Source organism: Agromyces mariniharenae, from assembly GCF_008122505.1.
Lineage (GTDB): Bacteria > Actinomycetota > Actinomycetes > Actinomycetales > Microbacteriaceae > Agromyces > Agromyces mariniharenae.
In genome coordinates this window covers 192,589-211,372 of the sequence record NZ_VSSB01000001.1, presented here as the reverse complement: position 1 = coordinate 211,372, position 18,784 = coordinate 192,589, and the positions used below count along the sequence as shown (strand labels likewise).

The following is an 18,784-nucleotide window of genomic DNA, read 5'->3' as shown; positions in this document are numbered from 1 at the left end:
ACAGCCGACCGCCAGCGGACGCGAAGGCGCCGGCAGTACGCTCGTCGGGTGGATTCCGTGCTCGCCTTCGTGATCGGCGTCGTCATCATCGTGATCGGCCTCGCCGTGTCCATCGGCCTGCACGAGATCGGGCACCTCGTCCCCGCCAAGCTCTTCGGTGTCAAGGTGACGCAGTACATGATCGGCTTCGGGCCCACCATCTGGTCGCGACGCAGGGGCGAGACCGAGTACGGCGTGAAGGCCATCCCGCTCGGCGGCTACATCGCGATGATCGGCATGTTCCCGCCGGCCAAGGGCCAGCAGGTGCACGAGGACTCCACGGGCTTCTTCCGCAGCCTCGTGCAGGACGCGCGCGACTCCAGCATGGAGTCGATCACCCCCGGCGACGAGGACCGCGCGTTCTACAGGCTCCCGGTGTGGAAGCGCATCGTCGTCATGTTCGGCGGCCCGTTCATGAACCTCGTGCTCGCGGTCGCGCTGTTCGCCGTGATCCTCATGGGCTTCGGCGTGACGCAGCCCTCGACCACGGTCGGCTCCGTGTCGGCGTGCGCGCTGCCCGCGACGAGCGAACGGCAGACCTGCGAGCCCGGCGACCCGGCCGCTCCCGGCGCGGCCGCGGGGATCGAGCCCGGCGACCGCATCGTGTCGGTCGACGGGCAACCGGTCACGTCGTGGAACGAGTCGACCACGATCATCCGCGACCACCCCGACGAGCCGATCGAGCTCGTCGTGGTCCGCGACGGCGAGCAGGTGACCCTCGAGGTCACGCCGATGCTCAGCGAGCGGTATGCGACCGATGAGAACGGGCAGGTCGTGACGGATGCCTCGGGCGACCCGGTCACCGTGCAGGCGGGCTTCGTCGGCATCAGCCCGGCCAGCGAGACCGTGCAGCAGCCCGTCACGGCCGTGCTGCCCGCGGTCGGCGAGCAGATCACGGGCGTCGCGGGGATCATCGTCAACCTGCCGCAGCGCATGGTCGACGTGTGGAACGCCGCGTTCGGCACCGAGGAGCGCGACCCCAACGGCCCGATCTCGGTGGTCGGAGTCGGCCGCCTGTCGGGCGAGATCGCGAGCCTCGACGAGATCCCGCTCGCCTCGAAGGCCGCGGGCCTCATCGGCATCCTCGCGTCGCTGAACATCGCGCTGTTCGTCTTCAACCTCATCCCGCTGCTCCCGCTCGACGGCGGCCACATCGCCGGCGCCCTGTGGGAGGCGATCCGGCGCGGGTTCGCGAGGGTCTTCCGACGGCCCGATCCCGGTCCCGTCGACCTCGCGAAGCTCATGCCGCTCACGTTCGGGGTGGTGATCGTGCTCGGCGCCATGAGCGCGCTGCTGATCTACGCCGACATCGTCAAGCCGGTCACGCTCCTCTGAGCGGATGCCGCGCCTACTCCCTCGGGAGTACCCCATGAGCCTCCGGGCGGCCGATCCGGCGCGCACGGCGCGGCGATACGATCGGGGAATGCCGGTCACCCAGTGGGACGGACGGCCCCCCTGGGACGGACGACCCGAGCGCTTCCGCCCCCCGCCGGGCGCCGTGCTGCTCGTGCCCGTGATCATCAGCCTCCTCGTGCAGGTTCCCGCAGCGATCGGCATCGCGGTGTGGTTCCGCGTCGGGGTGCCCGCAGGGCTCGGCATGCTCGCGCTCGCCGTGATCGGCCCGCTGGCGCTGCTCGCCTCGCGGCGATACCCGGGCCCCACGGTGGCGTTCGTCTCGGCCGCCGCGCTCGCCGACCTGCTCACCGGCCCCGACATCGGACCGCCGTACGTCGCGCTCGCCTTCGCGATCGTGCTCGCAGTGGCGCGCGGCGCCATCACGTGGGCGGTCGTGTCGGTCGTCGTGGCCTGGGTCGCCGCGATCGCGCTCGGCGCCGTGATCGGGCTCGACTGGCATCCGTTCCGCATCGCGCTCACGACCGTGCTGCTCGCCGCGTGCTTCGGCGTCGGGGCGTTCCTGCGCGTGCGACGCGAACGCGCGGCGGAGTGGCGCGCCGAGGCCGCGCGGCGCCGGCAGACCGCCGAGGAGCGCGAGCGCGTGCGCATCGCCCGCGAGCTGCACGACGTGATCGGCCACGCGCTGTCGCAGATCAACGTGCAGGCGAGCGTCGGCCTGCACCTCATGGACCGCGACCCCGAACAGGCCCGCACCGCGCTCGCGGCCGTCAAGGAGACGTCCAAGACCGCGCTCGAGGAGGTGCGCAGCGTGCTCGGCGTCATCCGCAACGAGGGCGATGCCCCGCTCGCGCCGCAGGCCGAGCTGGCCGAGCTGCCCCGGCTCGTGGCCGGCGTGCGATCGCCCGGGTTCGACGCCGAGCTCGTCGACCGGCTCGACGGGGCGGTGCCGGGCCGGGCGGCCCAGTTCGCCGCCTACCGCATCGCCCAGGAGGCGCTCACGAACGTCGTCCGGCACGCGGGCGCCTCGTCGGCGGTCGTCGCCGTGGAGCGTCTCGGCGACGAGCTCATGCTCACGGTCGACGACGACGGCTCGGGCATCGCCGACGGAGGCCTCGAGGGGGCGGCCGAGGGCAGCGGCATCCTGGGCATGCGGGAGCGCGCGGCGCTCCTCGGCGGCTCGGTCGAGGTCGGCCCGTCGCCGCGCGGCGGCACGCGCGTGACGGCGCGCCTGCCATGGGGAGCGACGCCGTGATCCGCGTCGCGCTGGCCGACGACCAGGTGCTCGTGCGCGCGGGCTTCCGCGCCCTGCTGCAGGCCGAGGACGGGATCGAGGTCGTCGGCGAGGCGTCGGGCGGCGAGGAACTGCTCGCCCTCGTGCGTCGCGAGCCGGCCGACGTCGTGCTCATGGACATCCGGATGCCGGGCGGCGACGGGCTGTGGACCACCGAGCAGATCGCCGCCGACCCCGGGCTCGCGGGGGTGCACGTCGTCATCGTCACCACGTTCGAGCTCGACGAGTACGTCGCACGCGCCATCCGCGCCGGCGCGAGCGGCTTCCTCGTCAAGGACACCGAGCCCGAGGACCTCGTGCGGGCGGTGCGCGTCGTCGCGAGCGGCGAGGCGCTGCTCTCGCCGGGCGTCACGAAGCGGCTGCTCGAGCGCATGGCCGTGGGCCTGCGGGACGCGCCCGACGCCGAGCTCCTCGCCGCGCTCACCGAGCGGGAGCGCGAGGTGCTGCGCCTCGTGGGCCAGGGCCTCACGAACGACGAGATCGCCGAGCGGCTGTTCCTCTCGCCGCTGACGGCCAAGACGCACGTGTCGCGCATCATGGCGAAGCTGCACGCCCGAGACCGGGTGCACCTCGTCGTCGTCGCCTACGAGTCGGGGCTCGTCGCGCCGGGCTGGCAGCAGGAGCCGGGCACGTCGTGACGATCGCGCGTCGCGCTGCTCCCGGGGGAGCAGCGCAGGTGTCTCCGCCGGGCGGATTCGCGCAGGCCGCGCCGTAACGAGCATGGAGTCGACGGTCCACTCCGGGACCGCGCGATCAAGGGAATCACACCATGCTCACCACGCTCGCGACCACCGCGGTCGTCGCCCACGCCGGCCCCTGGGCGGCCGGTTGGGGCTGGGCCTTCTTCCTCATCCCGATCTTCTGGATCCTCGTCATCGGGCTGATCATCTTCCTCGTCACGCGCGGGCGTCGCCGCGCGTGGGCGAACGGCGACTACGGTCCGCCGTGGGCGCGCGGCGCGAGCGCCGAGTTGACGCTCGCCGAGCGCTTCGCGAAGGGCGACATCGACGAGACCGAGTACCGCGCGCGCCTCGAGGTCCTGCGCGCGAACCGGCCGAACGCGTAGCGCGCCGACCGACGCGACGGGGCGGATGCCGCGGCATCCGCCCCGTCGTCGTGCGTCGAGACGGCTCGCATGCCGGGTCGCACCCTGCAGCCGCGACGTTTCGACGTGTCGTGTCCCGGATGCCGCGGCATCCGTCGCGCTCAGTCGCCGAGCGCGCGGCGCAGCGCGGCCTCCTGGTGCCGGTGGCCCACGGTCTCGTAGCCGACCACGACGACGAACGGCGACGCCGCGGTGATGAGGATGCCCACGCCGAAGCTCGCGCCCATCGCGACCGCGACCACCGCGAGCACGAGCGCGACGATGCTGCCGACGAACAGCCAGATGTGGAACGGGTCGAACTGCTTGAGCAGCAGCGAGTAGATCGTGAAGAGCGCGACCATGAACAGGCCGACCGGGACGACGATGGTCAGCAGCGCCTGCATGAGGTCGATGTGCGCGACGCCCTCGATCTCGTAGGCGGCGACGTGCAGCCCGGCGCCCGTGCCGGCCAGCGCGACGAAGATGAAGTAGTGGAGGTAGCCCCACACGAAGCCGCGCGGGCGGAAGCGGGCGAGCACCTTGCCCGACGGCATCGTGAAGTACACCCACCAGAGTCCGAACGCGAGCGCGGTGCCGCCGAACGCGACGATGACGGCCTCCACCGACCAGTCCTGCTCGTCGATGACCGCCGAGATGGCGAGGATCGTGCCGAGGATGATCTCGCCGAGCGTGATGATGACGAGCAGCCCGTAGCGCTCCGCGATGTGATGCGCGTGCCATGGCGTGCCGCCCTCGCGGCCGTGCTCGGCGACGTAGGGCCCGATGAGCTCCAGCGCGATGAGCAGCAGCGTGAACCAGACGGTGGGCGTGAGCGGCAGGTTGATGAAGATGAGGGCGACCCAGCCCAGCTGCGTGACCGAGACGAACCCGACGTAGGTGAGCGCGGTGCGCCGGCGGGCGGGATCGTGCTTCGCGGCCCGCACCCAGAGCGCGATGGTCGCGACGCGCATCACGACGTAGCCGGCCACCACCACCCCGTTGTCGACGTGGGCGCGCTCGTCGAGCGAGTGGAACATCGTGGGGAGGCCCAGGGCGAGGATCAGCACGCCGAGCATCTCCACCATGGTCGCCACGCGGAAGAAGATGTCGTCGTTGTCATACGCCGAGGCGAGCCAGGAGTAGTTGATCCACGCCCACCAGATCGCGAACACCGCGAAGAGGAATCCGCCGATCGCCGGTCCCCAGTGGCCGAGCTCGAGCAGGTGCGCGGTCTGCGCGCCCGCCTGGCTGAACGCCACCACGAACGTCAGGTCGAAGAGCAGCTCGAGCGGCGTCGCCGCGCGGTGCTCCTCGTCGGGGTCGCGGCCGACCATCCGGCGCAGCCGGTGGTCGAGGGGCGGTCGAGCGGATGCCGCGGCGTGCGCGTCGTGCGTGTGCTGCTCGCTCATGGTGCGGCCCTCTCGGGGCGCACCGGCGGCGCCCGTCGCATCATGCTGCCACAGGCGTCGTCGCGTCCGCGCGCCGGACGTGACGGACGGAACGGGCGGGCCGTCGACCGTCCGTCACGCCGCGGCGCGGCTTCGGATCAGCGGGACAGGATGAGCGCCTCGCCCTGGCCGCCGCCGCCGCACAGCGCGACCGCGGCGCGGCCGCTGCCCCGACGGGACAGCTCGAGTGCCGCGTGCAGCGCGAGGCGGGCGCCGGAGGCGCCGATGGGGTGGCCGACGGCGATCGCGCCGCCGTGCATGTTGACCTTCGCGCGGTCGAGGTCGAGGTCGCGCATCGACTGCAGCGACACCGCCGCGAACGCCTCGTTGATCTCGACGAGGTCGAGGTCGGCCGCCGAGACGCCCTCCTTCTCGAGGGCCGCGGCGATCGCGTTCGACGGCTGCGAGTGCAGCGAGTTGTCGGGACCGGCGACCTGGCCGGCGGCGCCCACGAGCGCGAGCCACGGCAGTCCGCGCGACTCCGCCCACTCCCGGCTGGCCACGACGACCGCGGCCGCGCCGTCGGAGAGCGGCGACGAGTTGCCGGCGGTGATGGCGCCGCCCTCGGCGAACGCCGGGCGCAGCTTCGCGAGCACCTCGACGGTCGAGTCGGCGCGCACGCCCTCGTCGACCGCGACGACGACGGGGTCGCCCTTGCGCTGCGGTACCTCGACCGGCACGATCTCGTCGTCGAACACGCCGTCGGCCTGCGCGGCGCCGGCGCGACGGTGCGACTCCGAGGCGATCTCGTCCTGCTCCTCGCGCGTGAGGCCGTAGCGGGCGTTGAAGCGCTCGGTCGACGCACCCATCGAGTCGTGGTCGAACGCGTCGGTCAGGCCGTCGTTCGCGGCGTGGTCGAGCATCTCGACGGCGCCGTACGCCCAGCCCTTGCGCGATCCGGGCAGCAGCAGCGGGGCCTTGGTCATCGACTCCTGCCCGCCGGCCACGACGACGGATGCCTCGCCGAGGCGGATCAGGCGCGCGGCATCCGTGATCGCGACGAGGCCCGACAGGCAGACCTTGTTGACCGTCGTGGCGGGCACCCGCCACGGGATGCCGGCGGCGACCGCGGACTGCTTCGCGGGGTTCTGGCCGGCCCCTGCCTGGAGCACTTGGCCCATGATGACCGCGTCCACGTCGTCGGGGGAGACCCCCGCCTTCTCGAGTGCGCCGCGGATCGCGACGGTGCCGAGCTGCACCGCGTCCTGGCCCGCGAGGTTGCCGTTGATGCGGGCGAACGGCGTGCGGGCTCCGGCGATGATGACGACGTCGGGGATGCTCATCGGTGGTGGACTCCTTCGTCTCGATGGGGGGATCGCCCCGTTTGCAGTCTATGTCGGCTCGAGCGGGTGGGCGCCGCCGGGCGGGACGTGCGAGCTGTGCATTCACGCACAGCGACGCTGCAGATCTCGTCATTGTCGGTGCGTTCGTGCGCAATGCAGACTCGGATCCGGCCGGTCCTGCCGCCGCGCCGCACGACGAGGTGGAGGAGTCGCCGAATGACTGGATTCGACGGGCGCCGGGTGCTGGTCACCGGCGGGGCGAGCGGCATCGGGCGCGCGTGCGCCGAGGCATTCGCGGCGCGTGGCGCATCGGTCGTCGTGGCCGACGTCGACGCCGGCGCAGCTTCGGAGGCCGCCGAGGAGATCGGCGGCGAGGCGTGGGCCGTCGACCTCGCAGACACCGCGGCCCTCGCCGACCTGACGCTCGACGTCGACGTGCTCGTGAACAACGCCGGCCTCCAGCACGTGCGGCCGATCGAGGAGTTCGAGCCCGACCAGTTCTCGCGGATCATCCGCGTGATGCTCGAGGCCCCGTTCCTGCTCATCCGGGCGGCGCTGCCGGCCATGTACGAGCGCGGGTTCGGACGCATCGTCAACGTGTCGAGCGTGCACGGCCTGCAGGCCTCGCCGTTCAAGTCGGCCTACGTGGCCGCCAAGCACGGGCTCGAGGGCCTCTCGAAGGTCACCGCGCTCGAGGGCGGCGCGCACGGCGTGACGTCGAACTGCATCAACCCGGGCTACGTGCGCACGCCGCTCGTGGAGAAGCAGATCGCCGACCAGGCGCGCCTGCACGGCATCAGCGAGGCGGAGGTGCTGCCGAAGGTCATGCTCACCGAGCCGGCCGTCAAGCGGCTCGTCGAACCCGCCGAGGTGGCGGGGCTCGCGCTCTGGCTCGCCGGCGAGCAGGCGGGCATGGTCACGGGCGCGAGCTACACCATGGACGGCGGATGGAGCGCGCGATGAGCGTTACTGCGCCGGCCCGTGGCGTCGCGCCCCGACGGATGACCGCGTCGCCCGCCGACGCCGGTAGCGTGATCACTGCAACCCGCGCCCGACCCGGGGCCGCGGAAGCTCAGGAAGGTGCATCGTGACACTCGACAAAGTCGTCGGGTCCGCCCAAGAAGCGGTCGCCGACATCCCCTCGGGCTCGAGCCTCGCCGTCGGCGGGTTCGGCCTCTGCGGCATCCCGATGGTGCTCATCCAGGCGCTGCTGGAGTCCGGCGTCGACCGACTCTCGGTCGTGTCGAACAACTGCGGCGTCGACGACTGGGGGCTCGGCGTGCTGCTCGCGCAGCAGCGCATCGCCAAGATGACGTCGTCGTACGTCGGCGAGAACAAGGAGTTCGAGCGGCAGTACCTCTCGGGCGAGCTCGAGCTCGAGCTGACGCCGCAGGGCACGCTCGCCGAGAAGCTGCGGGCGGGGGGCAGCGGGATCGCCGCGTTCTTCACGCAGACCGGGGTGGGCACGCAGGTCGCCGAGGGCGGGCTGCCGCGCCGCTACCACGTCGACGGGTCGATCGCGATCGCGAGCCCCGCGAAGCCGGTGCAGTCGTTCACGGTGCGCGGCGAGGCGGCGGACTTCGTGCTCGAGGAGGCGATCACCACCGACTTCGCGCTCGTGCACGCGCTGCGCGGCGACCGCTTCGGCAACCTGGTGTTCGACAAGTCGGCCCGCAACTTCTCGCCGCTCGCGGCCATGGCGGGCGCCGTCTGCATCGCCCAGGTCGAGGAGCTCGTCGAGCCCGGCGAGCTCGACCCCGACACGATCCACCTGCCCGGCATCTACGTCGACCGCGTCGTGGTCGTCGGCACCGACATCGAGAAGCGCATCGAGCGCCGCACCGTGAGGGAGAACTGAGATGGCGCTGACGCGATTCGAGATGGCCGCGCGCGCGGCGCGCGAGCTGCACGACGGCTCCTACGTCAACCTCGGCATCGGGCTCCCCACGCTCGTGCCGAACTACGTCCCCGAGGGCGTGACGATCCTGCTGCAGTCGGAGAACGGCATCCTCGGCGTCGGCCCGTATCCGACCGAGCCAGAGGTCGATCCCGACCTCATCAACGCGGGCAAGGAGACGGTCACCGTGCTCCCGGGCGCTGCGTACTTCGACTCCGCCACGAGCTTCGGCATGATCCGCGGCGGCAAGATCGACGCCGCGATCCTCGGCGCGATGCAGGTGTCGGCCGCGGGCGACCTGGCGAACTGGATGATCCCCGGCAAGATGGTGAAGGGCCCCGGCGGCGCGATGGACCTCGTGCACGGCGCCCGCCGCAAGATCGTGCTCATGGAGCACGTCGCGAAGGACGGCTCGCCCAAGATCGTGCACGAGTGCTCGCTGCCGCTCACCGGCAAGGGCGTCGTCGACCGCATCATCACCGACCTCGCCGTGATCGACGTCACGCCCGACGGGCTGAAGCTCGTCGAGGTCGCCCCCGGCGTCACGGTCGAGGAGGTCGTGGCGGCGACCGAGCCGCCGCTCGACACGAGCGCGGTGGCGTAGCTCGAAGCGGAGGGCGTCCTCCGAGACGGAATCGTGATGCGGCGCGGCACCGGCGGGTGCCGCGCCGCAGGCATGATCGGAAGAGGCGTCCTTCGAGTCGCCGACCTTCAGACCCAGGAGTCCGATGACCCGCACGCTCCGCGCCGGCGCCCTCACCGCCGCCGCCATCTCGCTCATGCTTGCGCTCGCCGGTTGCTTCGGCCCGACGCCGAGCCCGACGCCGACGCCGACGCCGACGCCGGATGCCGCGACGCCGCGTCCGACGCCGGCGGCGACGCCCACCGTCGAGCCCGTCGACCTCACGGCCGTCATCGGGCTCGTGGCTCGGCCCGAGGGACTCGAACTCCGCGGCGACGGGGGGACGGTCCTCCTGACGCTCGGCTACATGTCCCCGCCTGCCGACGCCGTCTCGGCGCTCACCGAAGTGTTCGGGGAGCCGCCGGTCGACGAGCCGTACGCCGGCACCAACCACTCCCCGGCCGGCATCGTCCACCGATGGGACGAGTTCGCCCTCGACGAGCGGCTCTACGACGAGGAGCTCCGCCAGGCCGAGGCAATCGACTGGCTGGTCTGGCCCCGATTCGCGGTGTACTTCGACGCCCCCGCGGCCGACGGTGTCGTGCTCTCCACGGCGAGCGGACTCCAGGCCGGCGACGCGTGGTCGATCGCGGAGGCGGATCCGGGCTTCGATTCCGACGTCTGGACGTGCACCGGATCGTCCGTGGAAGCGCTCGTCGTCGCCGTGCCGGACTCCTGGACCGGACCGGACCGGGCGAACGTGGTCGCACAGCCCACGGACGACGGGTCGACGGTGAAGTGGATCGGCGCACCCGAGATGGAGGCCGACGGCTGCGCCTGAGCATCACCTCCGGCCGACGGCTCCGCACGGCCGCGTTCGCGGAGACCCGAACTAGACTGGCACGGTGCCTGCAGTGAATCTCGGAATGCCGAAGGTCCCCGAAACCCTGGCCCCGCGACGCAAGTCCCGTCAGATCAAGGTGGGCAAGGTCCTCGTCGGCGGCGACGCGCCCGTGAGCGTGCAGTCGATGACCACGACGCCGACGCCGAACATCAACGCGACCCTGCAGCAGATCGCCGAGCTGACCGCCTCGGGCTGCGACATCGTGCGGGTGGCCGTGCCCAGCCGCGACGACGCCGAAGCGCTGCCGATCATCGCGAAGAAGAGCCAGATCCCCGTCATCGCCGACATCCACTTCCAGCCGAACTACGTGTACGCAGCGATCGACGCGGGGTGCGCGGCCGTGCGCGTGAACCCCGGCAACATCCGCAAGTTCGACGACCAGGTCGGTGAGATCGCGCGCCGCGCGAAGGAGGCGGGCGTCTCGATCCGCATCGGCGTGAACGCCGGCTCGCTCGACCCGCGCCTGCTCCAGAAGTACGGCAAGGCGACGCCCGAGGCGCTCGTCGAGTCGGCCGTGTGGGAGGCCAGCCTCTTCGAGGAGCACGACTTCCACGACTTCAAGATCTCGGTGAAGCACAACGACCCGATCGTGATGGTGAAGGCCTACCGCATGCTCGCCGAGCGGGGCGACTGGCCCCTGCACCTCGGCGTGACCGAAGCCGGTCCCGCGTTCCAGGGCACGATCAAGTCGGCGACGGCGTTCGGCATCCTCCTGTCGGAGGGCATCGGCGACACCATCCGGGTGTCGCTGTCGGCACCGCCCGTCGAGGAGGTCAAGGTCGGCCTGCAGATCCTGCAGTCGCTCAACCTCCGGGAGCGCAAGCTCGAGATCGTGTCGTGCCCGTCGTGCGGTCGCGCGCAGGTCGACGTGTACAAGCTCGCGAACGACGTCACCGACGGGCTCGAGGGCATGAGCGTGCCGCTGCGCGTCGCGGTCATGGGCTGCGTCGTCAACGGACCGGGTGAGGCCCGCGAGGCCGACCTCGGCGTGGCATCCGGCAACGGCAAGGGCCAGATCTTCGTGAAGGGCGAGGTCATCAAGACCGTGCCCGAGTCCGAGATCGTCGAGACGCTCATCGCCGAGGCGAACCGCATCGCCGACGAGATGGGCGCGGATGCCCCGGTCGGCAGCCCGCAGGTCGTCACGCCCTGAGCGCTCGAGCGCGCCGTATCCGAATCGATATCCGCGTCGCTTCCGACGGCGGCTTCCCGGCGGATACATTCTCGTCATGACACGTACGGCTGGCGCCCTACTCGCCGGCATTCTCCTCGCGGCATTGACCGGGTGCGTTCCCGCAGCGGATGCCGCCGCCCCCACCTCCGAGCCGCCGTCGCCGACACCCAGCGTCGAGCCGCCGCCATCGATCGCGGCGAAGCCGGCCGTCGCGTTCGACGGTGACTGCACGGCGATCATCGATGACGCGACGCTCTCCGACCTCGTCGGTGGCGACGTGACAGCGTTCACGGGGCAGCAGAACGAGCGTGTCTGGGCCGTCGCCGTGCTCGGCGGCCTCGAGTGCACCTGGGGTTCTGCGGCGAGCGATCCATACGTCTCGCTCTCCGTCATGCCCGCGGCGGGGCTCGAGGCGCAGGTCGCCGAGGCGGACCCGGACTCGCCCTACTGCTACGGGAACCGCTGCTCGTTCAGCACCGTCGTGGGCGGCTACTGGCTCTCGGGCATCGTGGGCATGGCGGATGCCGCGGACACCGCCCTCGATGCGATCGATGCGATCGTTGCGCTGGTCGCGGATGCCGCGGCCGCGGCCGCACCCGTCCCCGCCGCGCGTCCGGCCGGAATGTGGTCGGCGGCGAACGACTGTGCGGCCCTCGCATGGGGCGTCGACACGACATCGATCCTCGGCGAGCCGTTCGGGGCTGAGCCGGGCGGCTTCGGCGGCGAGGCGGCACCGGGACTCTACGGTTCGCTCCGCGCCGTCGGCGACCTGCCGTGCGTGTGGTCGACCCCGGAGTACGGGCGCTTCTTCAGCAGCGAGCTCATGCCCGGAGCCGGATGGGCGATCACCGAGCTCGCCGCCCGCGCCGGCGCCGAGCCGGTCGTCGTGGACGGTGCGCTCCAGGCCATCGCGCTGCCGGTCGACGGCGGAGCCACCGCGGTGTACGCCACCGACGGGGTGAACCTCGCGTGGGTCACGGTGCCGGCCGACATCGACCGCGCGTCCTCCTCGGCGCTCGTCGCAGCGTTCATGGCGGCAGCATCGCGGTGACCCGAGCCCGCGGGTAACGTGGGCCGCAAGGGGATGCCCGTGCACGCGGCATCCGTTCGCGAGAGGGGACCGCGATGAGCGGAGACGGCACGCAGTTCGAGTACCCCGACGAAGCCGGGTACCCCGACGGCATGGGCACGCTGCACGAGGGCACCGACGAGGCATCCGGTGAGGCAGCCGGCGAGGCGGCCGAGGCGGACACGGCCGAGGACGAGCTCGACGAGTTCGCGATGCAGGACGAGGAGGACGTCGACGGCAACGTCTGACGTCAGGCCGCCCGGAACCGCACCGTGCCGGTGCGGATGTCGGCGCCCTCGAGCACGACCGGGATGCGCACGCCCGGACGCGCCTCGGGCGGCGCGGGACACGTCGCGGTGACCGCCGGCTCGACGAGTTGGATGACCGCAGATCCGTTGCGCAGTCCCAGCACCGTGGCGTCGAACCGGTCGCCGACGCGATCCGAGAGCACGGCGGCCTCCACGCGCGCGATCGACCCCGCGTCGAGCTGCGACGCGCGCCGCGACGACGCCCCCATGAGTGACGGCAGTTCGCCGAGCGACGCCCGCGCCCAGTCGGGGACCTCGCGCCCGGCGGCGATCGCCTCGCACACCACGAGACCCCACCGATCGACGAGGCGGCGCAGCGGGGCCGTCACGTGCGCGTACGGGGATGCGAGCGCGGACTGCACGGGGTCGGCGGGCACCGTGCCGTCCATCGCCACGTAGCCGGCGCCACGGAACAGCCCGCTCGCGGCCTGCAGGATCGCGAGCGAGGCGGGCTCGTCGCGGGGCAGTTCGTGGAGGTACTGGCCGTAGCCGATCGACGCGGGCCAGGGACGGCCCAGCGCCACGGTCTGGCGGCGGAACGATGCCACCTCCTCGTCGGAGGGCTTGGGCATGGTGCGCAGGATGCCGACGCGCTCGGCGATCATGAGCTCGGCGGCCGCCATGCCGGTCATGAGCGAGAGCTGCGCGTTCCAGTCCTCGACGGGAAGCAGCCGTCGACGCTCGAGCGCGTACCCGCCGTCGGGCGTTCGCACGATCTCCTCGTCGGGCACGTTGAGGCTCGCGCCGCCGCGCACCCGCTCCTGCCCGAGCCGCAGCTCGCCGATCTCGCGGAGCAGGGCGAGCGAGCCGTCGGCCGACCCGTCGTCGATGCTCGACTGCGCCTGCGCATAGTCGAGCTGGGCGCGGGAGCGCACGACCGCGCGTTCGAGGCGCGTCGCGAGCACGGCTCCGGTCTCGTCGAGGTCGAACGACCACACGTAGGCGGCGCGGTCGACGCCGGGCAGCAGGGATGCCCGGTCCTCGCTGAGCACGGGCGGATGCAGCGGAACCCGGCCGTCGGCCGCGTACAGCGTCTGGCCGCGCCCGCGGGCCTCGAGGTCGACGGCGCCGCCGGGCTCCACGAACCCCGGGACATCCGCGATCGCGTAGTGCACGCGGTAGCCGCCCGCCCGGCGCGAGAGGTGCAATGCCTGGTCGAGGTCGAGCGAGCCCGGGGGATCGATCGTGACGAAGGGGACGTCGCGCCGGTCGGCGGCGGGCGGCGGTGCCGCGGCCGCGGCGGCCTCCGCCTCGGCGAGCACGGCGGGCGGGAACCCGTCGGGCAGTTCGAGGGTCTCCCGAAGCTCCGCGAGCGCCGCGGCGAGCTCGCTCTGCGCGGCGGAGCCGGCGACGTGCGGTCGGCGTCGGGGCATGCGGCAAGCCTAGGCGGATGACGCGAGGACGCGGCATCCGTGCGTCACGAGAATCGCCGGGTGCAGCGGTGACGCGGATGGCGAGACGACGCGGCATCCGTGCGTCCTAGAATCGTCGGGTGCCCGTACGCCTGTCGAACTTCTTCCTCCGCACGCTTCGCGAAGACCCGGCCGATGCCGAGATCGCGAGCCACAAGCTGCTCGTCCGCGCCGGGTACATCCGGCGCCAGGCGCCCGGCATCTTCGCGTGGCTGCCGCTGGGCCTGCGCGTGAAGGCGAAGATCGAGCGGATCATCCGCGAGGAGATGACCGCCGCCGGGGCGCACGAGGTGCACTTCCCGGCGCTGCTCCCGCGCGAGCCCTACGAGGTCACGGGCCGATGGACGGAGTACGGCGACGCGCTGTTCCGCCTGCAGGACCGCAAGGAGGCCGACTACCTGCTCGCGCCGACGCACGAGGAGGTCTTCACGCTGCTCGTGAAGGACCTCTACTCGTCGTACAAGGACCTGCCGCTCACGATCTACCAGATCCAGGACAAGTACCGCGACGAGGCCCGCCCGCGCGCCGGCCTGCTCCGCGGGCGCGAGTTCACGATGAAGGACGCGTACTCGTTCGACGCCTCCGACGCCGGCCTCGACGCGAGCTACCAGGCGCAGCGCGACGCGTACGAGCGCATCTTCACGCGCCTCGGGCTCGAGTACGTCATCGTCAAGGCGGATGCCGGTGCGATGGGCGGCTCGAAGTCGGAGGAGTTCCTGCACCCGACGCCCGTCGGCGAGGACACGTTCGTGCGATCGGCCGGCGGCTACGCCGCGAACGTCGAGGCGTTCACGACCGTGGTGCCCGAGCCGATCCCGTTCGACGGCCTGCCCGAGGCCGAGGTGCTCGACTCGCCGAACACCCCGACCATCGCGACCCTCGTCGACCTCGCGAACCTCGAGTACCCGCGCCCCGACGGCCGCGACTGGACCGCGGCCGACACGCTGAAGAACGTCGTGCTCGCGCTCACCCACCTCGACGGCACGCGCGAGGTCGTCGTCGTCGGCATCCCGGGCGACCGCGAGATCGAGGCCAAGCGCGTCGAGGTGGCGTTCGCCCCCGCCGAGGTCGAGGCGGCGACCGAGCAGGACTTCGCGCGCCACCCCGGGCTCGTGAAGGGCTACATCGGCCCGTGGTCGGCCGACGGACCGGTGCTCGGCGCCGAGTCGTCGACCGGCATCCGGTTCTTCCTCGACCCGCGCGTCGTCGACGGCACCGAGTGGATCACCGGCGCGAACCTCGACGAGCAGCACGTGTTCGGCCTCGTCGCCGGCCGCGACTTCACCGCCGACGGCGTCGTCGAGGTCGCGAACGTGCGCGACGGCGACCCCGCGCCCGACGGCTCGGGCCCGGTCGAGCTCGCGCGCGGCATGGAGATGGGCCACGTCTTCCAGCTCGGCCGCAAGTACGCGGAGGCGCTCGGGCTCAAGGTGCTCGACGAGAACGGCAAGCTCGCGACCGTGACGATGGGCTCGTACGGCATCGGCGTCACGCGCATCCTCGCGATCGTCGCCGAGCTCAACAACGACGACAAGGGCCTCGTCTGGCCTGCGCCGGTCGCGCCGTTCGACGTGCACGTGCTCGCCACCGGCAAGGACCAGGCGGCGTTCGACGCCGCGGAACGGGTCGTCGCCGACCTCGAGGCCGCGGGCTTCGACGTCGTCTACGACGACCGGCCCAAGCTCTCGCCGGGCGTGAAGTTCGCCGACGCCGAGCTCATCGGCGTGCCGAAGATCGTCATCGCGGGCCGCGGCGTCGCCGACGGCGTCGTCGAGGTGTGGGATCGCGCCTCGGGCGACCGGGTCGCCGTGCCGATCGAGGGGGTCGTCGCCGCGCTCGCCGGCTGAGCGGCGCGTGTCGCCCGGTGCTCAGAGGCGGGCGTACCGCGCCCGCGCGAAGCAGTACACCCCGTAGATGACGAGGCCCGCGCCCACGAGCCAGAGGAGGACACGGCCGAACGGCAGCTCCGCCATGCTCCGCAGCGCGGCATCCAGGCCCCCGGTCTTCTCGGGATCGTGGGTCAGCGCGGCGACCACGAAGAGCACGCCGACGATCGCGACGGCGACGCCCTTGGCCACGTAGCCCACGACGCCGAGCGCGCGGATGCCGCCGCCGACCGCGCCGCCCGGCAGCGACAGGTGCTTCTCGAAGTCGCGGCGGGCGCCGCGCACGACGAACGCGGCGCCGACGCCGAGCACGAGGAGGCCGATGAGCACGACGAGCACCACTCCGGCGGGGTTCGCGAGCAGGTCGGCGGTGAGCGTCCGGGTGGACTCGGAGGAGTCGGAGCGCCCGCCGAGGGCGTACACGAGGGCCGTGCCGGCGATCGCGAAGTAGGCGGCCGCGGTGCCGATCTCCTTGGCACGCCGTCCCCACCGCCGCTTCGTGTGGGGATCGCGCTCGACGATGGCTTCACCGACCCGCCAGATGCCGAGCGCCACGAGCCCGACCACGATGATCCAGAGCACCACGACGCCGAAGGGGACACGCGCGATCTGCTCCATCGCGCCGCCCTGGTCGGCCTCGCCGCCGCCCGCCCCCGCGGCGATCGACACGGCGATCATGCCGATGACGACGTGCACGAGTCCGAGCACCACGTAGCCGACGCGGGCGCCGAGTCGGAACGCGCGCGAATCCTGGGCGGCATCGACGGCGGCCGAGGGGGAGACGGAGGTCGGGTTCATGCGCATACTGTAATGACGCGGATGCCGCATGATCACCCCCTTGTGCTTCACCCCGACGCCATGTCCTGTTCACCGACGCGGTGCCTTCGCGTCTCCTCGGGGGACGACGCTCGGATCGACCCGTCCGTCGATCGTGAGGACCCGAGAAGTGACGATTTCCGACCAGACCCCGCTGCGATTGCTCCCCATGGCCGACCACGTTCGCGGCAAGCGCTCCGCCGTGACGTGCCGGCTGAAGTGCGCCGATGCGTGCCTCGGACCCGAGTGCAACACGTCGGACAACGCCCACTTCCGCGACATCGCGTCGGCGGCGCTCACCCGGCGCTCGCTGCTCGGCCTCGGCCTCGCCGGCGCCGTCGGGCTCGTGGTCGGCAACGCCGTCGGCGGCGGCTCGGGTGCGGCGTACGCCGCGAAGCCGGGCACGGCCGGCCTCGCGTTCGGCGCGATCGACCCGGTCGACCGCCTCGTCGACGCGTTCACGGTGCCCGAGGGCTACCACTGGAGCCCGATCATCCGCTGGGGCGACCCGCTGTTCTCGTCGTCCCCGGCGCTCGACTTCGCCAACCAGTCGGCGACCGCCCAGTCCGGCCAGTTCGGCTACAACAACGACTACCTCGACATCATCGCCGACCCGAGCGGCAAGACCGGCGTGCTCGTCGCGAACCACGAGTACGTCAACCCGGGCATCATGTTCCCGCCCACGGGCGACCCCGCCGAGAAGCAGCGCCGCGGCGAGATCTACAAGGCGGCGCAGGGCATGTCGGTCGTCGAGCTGCGCCGTCGCGCGGCAGGCGAGCCGTGGTCGTACGTCGTCGACGGCGAGCGCAACCGCCGCATCACCGTCGAGACGGTGTTCGAGCTCACCGGCCCCGCGGCCGGGTCCGACCTCGTGAAGACCGCGGCCGACCCCGAGGGCCGCTGGGTCAAGGGAACCCTCGGCAACTGCGCCGGCGGCACCACCCCGTGGGGCACCGTGCTCTCGGGTGAGGAGAACTTCAACGGCTACTTCGCGTGGGCGGCCGACACGGCCGAGCAGAAGCGCTACAGCGGCACGTCGACCACCACGACCGAGACGGGTTGGGAGGCGTACGACCCGCGCTTCGACGCGCACGACGCCGACTACGTGAACGAGCCCAACCGCTTCGGCTGGATCGTCGAGATCGACCCGAGCGACCCGACGTCGACGCCGCTCAAGCACACGGCCATGGGCCGCATGAAGCACGAGGGCGCCAACGTGATCATCGCCGAGGACGGCCGCGTCGTGGCCTACATGGGCGACGACGAGCGCAACGACTACCTCTACAAGTTCGTGTCGAAGGGGCGCTACACCGCCGCGACGTCGACGGGTGCGAAGAAGAAGAACCAGCGCCTGCTCAGCGAGGGCGACCTCTTCGTCGCCAGGTTCACGGGCAACTCGCCGGTCGGCGAGATCACCGGCGGCGGCGCCCTCCCGAGCGACGGGCTCTTCGACGGCGCCGGCCAGTGGATCCCGCTCACGCGGGACGGCCAGAGCGTCGTCCCGGGCATGTCGGTCGAGGAGGTGCTCGTCTACACCCGTCGCGCCGCCGACCTCGTGGGCGCCACCAAGATGGACCGCCCCGAGGACGTCGAGCCGAACCCGCGCACCGGCAAGGTCTACGTCGCCCTGACGAACAACAGCGCGCGCGGCACGTCCTCGCCGCTCGACGAGGCGAACCCGATCTCGGGCAACCGCTTCGGGCACGTCATCGAGCTCACCGAGACCGCGGGCCAGGCGGGGGAGACGTTCGGCTGGAGCATCCTGCTGCTCTGCGGCGACCCGTCGAAGACGGCGTACACGTACTTCGCCGGATTCCCGAAGGAGCTCGTGTCGCCCATCTCGTGCCCCGACAACCTGGCGTTCGACTCCGAGGGCAACCTCTGGATCTCGACCGACGGCGCGCCCGGCACGATCGGGTACAACGACGGCCTCTTCCGGGTGCCGCTCGAGGGTGACCAGCGCGGCAACGTGCAGCAGTTCCTCTCGGTGCCGCGCGAAGCCGAGACCTGCGGCCCGGTGATCCACGACCGCGAGGGCCTCGTCTTCGTGGCCGTGCAGCACCCGGGCGAGAACGGCTCCGTCTCCGCGCAGACCTCGCTCTTCCCCGACTACGGCTCGACGGCAGCCGGTTCGGTCGCCGCGCCGCGCCCCTCGGTCGTGCAGGTCTGGCACGACTGAACGGCGGCGATGAACG

General features: G+C 72.1%; 17 protein-coding genes. 13 read left to right on the top strand and 4 right to left on the bottom strand.

What is annotated here, in order from left to right; genetic code table 11:
• Positions 1–48: 48 nt before the first annotated feature.
• From FYC51_RS01010 to FYC51_RS00995, 4 genes are all read left to right on the top strand, one after another.
• A complete protein-coding gene (locus FYC51_RS01010; protein WP_238476158.1) occupies positions 49–1,374 on the top strand; it encodes a M50 family metallopeptidase in 1,326 nt (441 codons plus the stop codon).
• Between the two features lie 88 nt (positions 1,375–1,462).
• Entirely contained in the window at positions 1,463–2,647 is a 1,185-nt protein-coding gene (locus FYC51_RS01005) for a sensor histidine kinase (protein ID WP_187432432.1), read from the top strand.
• A complete protein-coding gene (locus FYC51_RS01000) occupies positions 2,644–3,324 on the top strand; it encodes a response regulator (RefSeq protein WP_148734053.1) in 681 nt (226 codons plus the stop codon). The genes FYC51_RS01005 and FYC51_RS01000 overlap by 4 nt, the downstream gene beginning before the upstream one ends.
• A gap of 131 nt (positions 3,325–3,455) precedes the next feature.
• Entirely contained in the window at positions 3,456–3,752 is a 297-nt protein-coding gene (locus FYC51_RS00995; protein WP_148731841.1) for an SHOCT domain-containing protein, read from the top strand.
• A gap of 140 nt (positions 3,753–3,892) precedes the next feature.
• Here FYC51_RS00995 and FYC51_RS00990 read toward each other — a convergent pair whose 3' ends face one another.
• Both FYC51_RS00990 and FYC51_RS00985 read right to left on the bottom strand, forming a co-directional pair.
• Positions 3,893–5,179 (bottom strand): low temperature requirement protein A, encoded by a 1,287-nt coding sequence (locus FYC51_RS00990; protein ID WP_222863188.1) that lies wholly within the window; start codon positions 5,177–5,179, stop codon positions 3,893–3,895.
• Positions 5,180–5,316: 137 nt separating this feature from the next.
• Positions 5,317–6,501: an acetyl-CoA C-acetyltransferase gene (locus FYC51_RS00985; RefSeq protein WP_148731840.1), complete on the bottom strand. Its 1,185-nt coding sequence runs from the start codon at positions 6,499–6,501 to the stop codon at positions 5,317–5,319.
• A gap of 216 nt (positions 6,502–6,717) precedes the next feature.
• Here FYC51_RS00985 and FYC51_RS00980 point away from each other — a divergent pair, with 216 nt between their 5' ends.
• The 7 genes from FYC51_RS00980 to FYC51_RS00950 all read left to right on the top strand — a co-directional run bounded on the left by FYC51_RS00980 (position 6,718) and on the right by FYC51_RS00950 (position 12,415).
• A complete protein-coding gene (locus tag FYC51_RS00980) occupies positions 6,718–7,464 on the top strand; it encodes a 3-hydroxybutyrate dehydrogenase (RefSeq protein WP_148731839.1) in 747 nt (248 codons plus the stop codon).
• Positions 7,465–7,588: 124 nt separating this feature from the next.
• Complete coding sequence (locus FYC51_RS00975) at positions 7,589–8,359, top strand: CoA transferase subunit A (RefSeq protein ID WP_148731838.1); 771 nt, start codon at positions 7,589–7,591, stop codon at positions 8,357–8,359.
• Between the two features lies 1 nt (position 8,360).
• Entirely contained in the window at positions 8,361–9,002 is a 642-nt protein-coding gene (locus tag FYC51_RS00970) for a CoA transferase subunit B (RefSeq protein WP_187432431.1), read from the top strand.
• Between the two features lie 124 nt (positions 9,003–9,126).
• The gene (locus FYC51_RS19390; protein WP_222863279.1) at positions 9,127–9,861 is read left to right on the top strand and encodes a hypothetical protein; all 735 of its coding nucleotides are present in this window, start codon (positions 9,127–9,129) and stop codon (positions 9,859–9,861) included.
• 85 nt (positions 9,862–9,946) lie between these two features.
• Positions 9,947–11,077, top strand: a complete 1,131-nt coding sequence (gene ispG / locus FYC51_RS00960) for a flavodoxin-dependent (E)-4-hydroxy-3-methylbut-2-enyl-diphosphate synthase (protein WP_148734050.1) — start codon at positions 9,947–9,949, stop codon at positions 11,075–11,077.
• A 76-nt stretch (positions 11,078–11,153) separates the two neighbouring features.
• Positions 11,154–12,149, top strand: a complete 996-nt coding sequence (locus FYC51_RS00955) for a hypothetical protein (RefSeq protein ID WP_148731837.1) — start codon at positions 11,154–11,156, stop codon at positions 12,147–12,149.
• 74 nt (positions 12,150–12,223) lie between these two features.
• Complete coding sequence (locus tag FYC51_RS00950) at positions 12,224–12,415, top strand: hypothetical protein (protein ID WP_148731836.1); 192 nt, start codon at positions 12,224–12,226, stop codon at positions 12,413–12,415.
• A gap of 2 nt (positions 12,416–12,417) precedes the next feature.
• On the opposite strand, the gene FYC51_RS00945 is transcribed toward FYC51_RS00950, so the two are convergent.
• A complete protein-coding gene (locus FYC51_RS00945) occupies positions 12,418–13,848 on the bottom strand; it encodes an RNB domain-containing ribonuclease (RefSeq protein WP_148731835.1) in 1,431 nt (476 codons plus the stop codon).
• Between the two features lie 119 nt (positions 13,849–13,967).
• Here FYC51_RS00945 and FYC51_RS00940 point away from each other — a divergent pair, with 119 nt between their 5' ends.
• Positions 13,968–15,734: a proline--tRNA ligase gene (locus FYC51_RS00940; protein WP_187432430.1), complete on the top strand. Its 1,767-nt coding sequence runs from the start codon at positions 13,968–13,970 to the stop codon at positions 15,732–15,734.
• 21 nt (positions 15,735–15,755) lie between these two features.
• Here the strand turns inward: FYC51_RS00940 and FYC51_RS00935 are convergent, their stop codons facing one another.
• The gene (locus tag FYC51_RS00935) at positions 15,756–16,571 is read right to left on the bottom strand and encodes a DUF1206 domain-containing protein (protein WP_148731834.1); all 816 of its coding nucleotides are present in this window, start codon (positions 16,569–16,571) and stop codon (positions 15,756–15,758) included.
• Positions 16,572–16,758: 187 nt separating this feature from the next.
• Here FYC51_RS00935 and FYC51_RS00930 point away from each other — a divergent pair, with 187 nt between their 5' ends.
• Positions 16,759–18,768: a PhoX family protein gene (locus FYC51_RS00930; protein WP_148734048.1), complete on the top strand. Its 2,010-nt coding sequence runs from the start codon at positions 16,759–16,761 to the stop codon at positions 18,766–18,768.
• Positions 18,769–18,784 lie beyond the last annotated feature (16 nt).

What these genes read in the sequence shown, in the direction of transcription:
- FYC51_RS01005 (WP_187432432.1), top strand. Translation starts at nt 1,463, where the DNA reads ATGCCGGTCACCCAGTGGGACGGACGGCCCCCCTGGGACGGACGACCC.
- FYC51_RS00995 (WP_148731841.1), top strand. Translation starts at nt 3,456, where the DNA reads ATGCTCACCACGCTCGCGACCACCGCGGTCGTCGCCCACGCCGGCCCC.
- FYC51_RS00990 (WP_222863188.1), bottom strand. Translation starts at nt 5,179, where the DNA reads ATGAGCGAGCAGCACACGCACGACGCGCACGCCGCGGCATCCGCTCGA.
- FYC51_RS00985 (WP_148731840.1), bottom strand. Translation starts at nt 6,501, where the DNA reads ATGAGCATCCCCGACGTCGTCATCATCGCCGGAGCCCGCACGCCGTTC.
- FYC51_RS00980 (WP_148731839.1), top strand. Translation starts at nt 6,718, where the DNA reads ATGACTGGATTCGACGGGCGCCGGGTGCTGGTCACCGGCGGGGCGAGC.
- FYC51_RS00970 (WP_187432431.1), top strand. Translation starts at nt 8,361, where the DNA reads ATGGCGCTGACGCGATTCGAGATGGCCGCGCGCGCGGCGCGCGAGCTG.
- FYC51_RS19390 (WP_222863279.1), top strand. Translation starts at nt 9,127, where the DNA reads ATGACCCGCACGCTCCGCGCCGGCGCCCTCACCGCCGCCGCCATCTCG.
- ispG (WP_148734050.1), top strand. Translation starts at nt 9,947, where the DNA reads ATGCCGAAGGTCCCCGAAACCCTGGCCCCGCGACGCAAGTCCCGTCAG.
- FYC51_RS00955 (WP_148731837.1), top strand. Translation starts at nt 11,154, where the DNA reads ATGACACGTACGGCTGGCGCCCTACTCGCCGGCATTCTCCTCGCGGCA.
- FYC51_RS00950 (WP_148731836.1), top strand. Translation starts at nt 12,224, where the DNA reads ATGAGCGGAGACGGCACGCAGTTCGAGTACCCCGACGAAGCCGGGTAC.
- FYC51_RS00945 (WP_148731835.1), bottom strand. Translation starts at nt 13,848, where the DNA reads ATGCCCCGACGCCGACCGCACGTCGCCGGCTCCGCCGCGCAGAGCGAG.
- FYC51_RS00935 (WP_148731834.1), bottom strand. Translation starts at nt 16,571, where the DNA reads ATGAACCCGACCTCCGTCTCCCCCTCGGCCGCCGTCGATGCCGCCCAG.
- FYC51_RS00930 (WP_148734048.1), top strand. Translation starts at nt 16,759, where the DNA reads ATGGCCGACCACGTTCGCGGCAAGCGCTCCGCCGTGACGTGCCGGCTG.